The 3,894-nt window shown below is 67.2% G+C and carries 4 protein-coding genes; all 4 read right to left on the bottom strand.

The annotated features are described in order from the left end of the window. Positions 1–724, bottom strand: a 724-nt coding sequence (locus tag JMF90_RS27670; RefSeq protein ID WP_201325677.1) for a transketolase family protein, incomplete at its 3' end; no start/stop codon positions are given. Continuing rightward, entirely contained in the window at positions 721–1,566 is an 846-nt protein-coding gene (locus tag JMF90_RS27665; protein ID WP_011549818.1) for a transketolase, read from the bottom strand. The genes JMF90_RS27670 and JMF90_RS27665, both read right to left, overlap by 4 nt. 49 nt (positions 1,567–1,615) lie before the next feature. Further along, entirely contained in the window at positions 1,616–2,941 is a 1,326-nt protein-coding gene (locus JMF90_RS27660; RefSeq protein ID WP_011549819.1) for an MFS transporter, read from the bottom strand. 74 nt (positions 2,942–3,015) lie between these two features. Beyond that, positions 3,016–3,765, bottom strand: coding sequence for an SDR family NAD(P)-dependent oxidoreductase (locus JMF90_RS27655; RefSeq protein WP_011549820.1), 750 nt, complete (start codon positions 3,763–3,765; stop codon positions 3,016–3,018). Positions 3,766–3,894 lie beyond the last annotated feature (129 nt).

Here is a 3,894-nt window from a genome sequence, read left to right as displayed (position 1 = left end):
GCAGCACGGCGACATCGACGCGATCGGCTTCGAGCGCCTTCGCCACCTCGAGCGCACGCATCGTCATGATCCCGGACGAGATCAGCAGCACGTCGTTGCCGTCGCGCAGCAGCTTGGCCTTGCCGAGCTCGAAACGGTAATCGTATTCGTCGAGCACGGCCGGCACGTTGCCGCGCAGCAGACGCGCGTACACCGGCCCCTTGTGCGCGGCGATGGCCGGCACCATCTGTTCGATGTCGAGCGCGTCGCACGGGTCGATCACCGTCATGTTCGGCATCGCACGCATCAGCGCGAGATCCTCGGCGGCCTGGTGGCTCGGCCCGTAGCCGGTCGTGAGCCCCGGCAATGCGCAGATCAGCTTCACGTCGAGGTTGTCCTCGGCGATCGCCTGGTGAATGAAGTCGTACGCGCGGCGCGTCGCAAACACCGCATAGGTCGTGACGAACGGCTGCGCGCCTTCGTGCGCGAACCCGGCGGCGGCCCCCATCAGCAGTTGCTCGGCCATGCCCATCTGGTAGTACCGCTCCGGGAACGCCTTCGCGAAGATGTGCAGGTCGGTGTACTTACCGAGATCGGCCGTCATGCCGATCACGTTGGCGTTCGTGCGGGCGAGTTCGGTCAGCGCATGGCCGAACGGCGCGGAGCGGGTCGCCTGCCCTTCCGCGGCGATGGAGGCGATCATCGCCGACGTCTTCAGGCGCGGCTTGTTGTCGGCGGTGCTCATGCGTGTCTCCCTGCTTCGAGTGCGTCGAGCGCGAGTTGCCACTCGTGCGCATCGACCCGGATGAAATGGCTCTTCTCGCGTGCTTCGAGGAACGGCACGCCGCACCCCATCTTCGTGTCGCAGACGATGATGCGCGGCTGCGGCGCGTCGTGCCGGCGCGCATCGTCGAACGCGCGTTTCACCGCGTCGATGTCGTTGCCGTCCACCCGTTGCACGTACCAGCCGAACGCCTGGAGCTTGTCGACCAGCGGCTCGAACGCCATGACCTGGGTCGACGGGCCGTCGGCCTGCTGGTTGTTCACGTCGACGATCGCGATCAGGTTGTCGAGCTTCCAGTGCGCGGCCGACATCAGCCCTTCCCAGATCGCGCCTTCGTCCAGCTCGCCATCCGAGAACAGCGTGTAGACGAACGCATCGGAGCCCTTGCGCTTCAGGCCGAGACACCGGCCGACCGCGATCGTCAGCCCCTGCCCGAGCGAGCCGCCGGACATTTCCATTCCGGGCGTGTAGCTCGCCATGCCGGACATCGGCAAGCGGCTGTCGTCGCTGCCATAGGTTTCGAGTTCCGCGGCCGGCAGGATGCCGGCTTCGAACAGCGCCGCGTACAGCGCGATCGCATAGTGCCCGTTCGACAGCAGGAAGCGGTCGCGCCCTTCCCAGTCGGGATCGTCGGCGCGATAGCGCATCGCGCCGAAATAGGCGACGGCCAGCACGTCGGCGATGTCGAGCGCCTGGCCGACATAGCCCTGCCCCTGCACTTCGCCCATCAGCACGGCGTTTCTTCGGATGCGGTACGCGCGCTCGGCGAGCGTGACCGCTTCATGGATGGTTTCGGTTTCCATCGATCACTCCAGTATCGGGTCGGAAGGAATGCAAATGAATCGGCGGTGATCAGCGGTTCACGGATCGGGGCACGAGGAACACCAGCAGCGCGCCGGCCGTGATCGCGACGGAGATGAACACGAGCCCCGCGGTGGACTTGCCGGTCAGGTCGTTCAGCCAGCCGACGATCGCCGGCGAGAAGAAGCCCGCCAGGTTCGCGAAGCAGTTGACCGCGGCGATGCCCGCCGCCGCCGACATCCCGCCCAGCAACGCGGTCGGCAGCGACCAGAACTGCGACGACGACGCGAGGATGCCGGCGGACGCGATGCTCAGGCACACGATCGATGCGCCGACGCTGCCGAGCATCGGCAACGTGGCGAAGCCCGCCGCCGCGACCAGCATCGGCACCGCGAGATGGAAGCGTCGCTCGCGGCGACGATCCGCGCTGATGCCGATCAGCGGCAGCGCAACGATCGCGCACGCATACGGGATCGCGGTGAACAGACCGACCCACAGCGGATCGGCCACGCCCGCCTTGCGAATGATCGTCGGCAGCCAGAACGTGAGGCCGTACTGCCCGAGCACCACGCAGAAGTAGATCGCGGCCATCAGCCACAGCCGGCGGTCCGCGACGAAGGTCCGAATCGACAGGTGGGCGGTGGTGTGCGCGGCGTCGGCCGACACGTTGCGCGCGAGCAAGGCTTTTTCGGCGTCGGTCAGCCATTTCGCGCCGGCGATGCCGTCGTCGAGATACAGCAGGATCGCGAAACCCAGCACGAACGACGGCAGCGCCTCGAGCAGGAACAGCCACTTCCAGCCGGCCATCGACATCGCGCCGTGCAGCGAATGCATGATCGCGCCCGACAGCGGCCCGCCGATGATCCCGGCGAGCGGAATCGCCATGAAGAACAGCGACAGCGCCTTCGCGCGCCGCGCCGACGGGAACCAGTACGTGAGGTACAGGATCACGCCCGGCGCGAAGCCGGCTTCGGCGACGCCGAGCAGAAATCGCAGCACGTAGAACGCGGTGGGCGACTTGACGAACACGAAGCTCGCCGAGATCACCGCCCAGGTCAGCATGATGCGCGCGAGCCAGCGACGCGCGCCGACGCGATGCAGGATCAGGTTGCTCGGCACCTCGAACAGGAAATAACCGAGGAAGAAGATGCCGGCGCCCATCCCGTAGACCGTCTCGCTGAAACGCAGGTCGTTGAGCATCTGCAGTTTCGCGAAGCCGACGTTGACGCGGTCGAGATACGCGCCGAGGTAGCACAACATCAGGAACGGGATCAGCCGTCGCGCGACCTTCGCGTAGGTGGCCGCTTCGAACGTCCGCGCGTCGTCCCGTTGCAGCATCTCGCCCTCGACGGGCGGTGCGGGGTACTTTGCTCTCATCCTTGTCTCCTGCCATGGCCCCGGGTTGTCCCGGGTGCATGATGGTCGGCGCCGCGCATCGGGCGGCGCCGTTCTCAGTGAATCAGCATCCCGCCGTTGACGTCGAGCGTGATGCCCGTCAGGTAGCTCGACAGGTCGCTCAGCAGGAACAGGCACGCATGCGCGACGTCGGCAGCCTCGCCGAGCCGGCCGAGCGGAATGCCCTTGATGATGTCCTCGCGCATGTCGGGCGTCAGCTTGTCGCCGGTGATGTCGGTCTGGATCAGGCCCGGCGTGATCGAATTGACGCGGACCCGGTCGGCGCCGAATTCGCGCGCCATCGCCTTCGCGAGGCCGAGCACGCCGGCCTTGGCGGCGCTGTAGTGGGGGCCGCCGAAAATGCCGCCGCCGCGTTGCGCGGAGACCGACGACATGCAGACGATGCTGCCGCCGCGCTGCGCCTGCATCGCGGGCAGCACCGCTTGCGACATGTACAGCGTGCCGCGCAGGTTCACGTCGACGATCGCATCGAAGTCGCGCGCCGAGATCTCCAGCGTGCGCACCGGCTGCGTGATGCCGGCGTTGTTCACGAGGCCGTCGATGCGGCCGAAGTGCTCAAGCGTCGCGCGGGCGGCCGCCGCGCATGCGTCGCGATCGGTCACGTCGCAGGCGAGGCCGAGATGGCCGGCGCCGAGTTCGGCGGCGGCCGCTTCCGCGTCGTCGCGGCGCAGGTCGAGGATCGCCACGCGTGCGCCGTGCGCGGCCAGCGCGCGGGCCGTGGCCTTGCCGATCCCGCGCGGCGACGCGGCGCCGGTCACGATGATGGTCCGGTTGTCGAGCAACATCGCTTGTCTCCTGTGTTGATGTGTTGTCCGGAGTGTCGGCTCACCGGGCACCCGCATCAACGCGGAAACGCTCAGCCATAGTTGAGAAAATTTCAGATGACGGCAAGTAGCCGGTGCTGCAGCGCAATA

Source organism: Burkholderia sp. E168m23 (assembly GCF_016586125.1).
Taxonomy (GTDB): Bacteria; Pseudomonadota; Gammaproteobacteria; order Burkholderiales; family Burkholderiaceae; genus Burkholderia; species Burkholderia orbicola.
The sequence above is the reverse complement of the archived record's forward strand: the minus strand, read 5'-3'. Positions and strand labels throughout refer to the sequence as shown.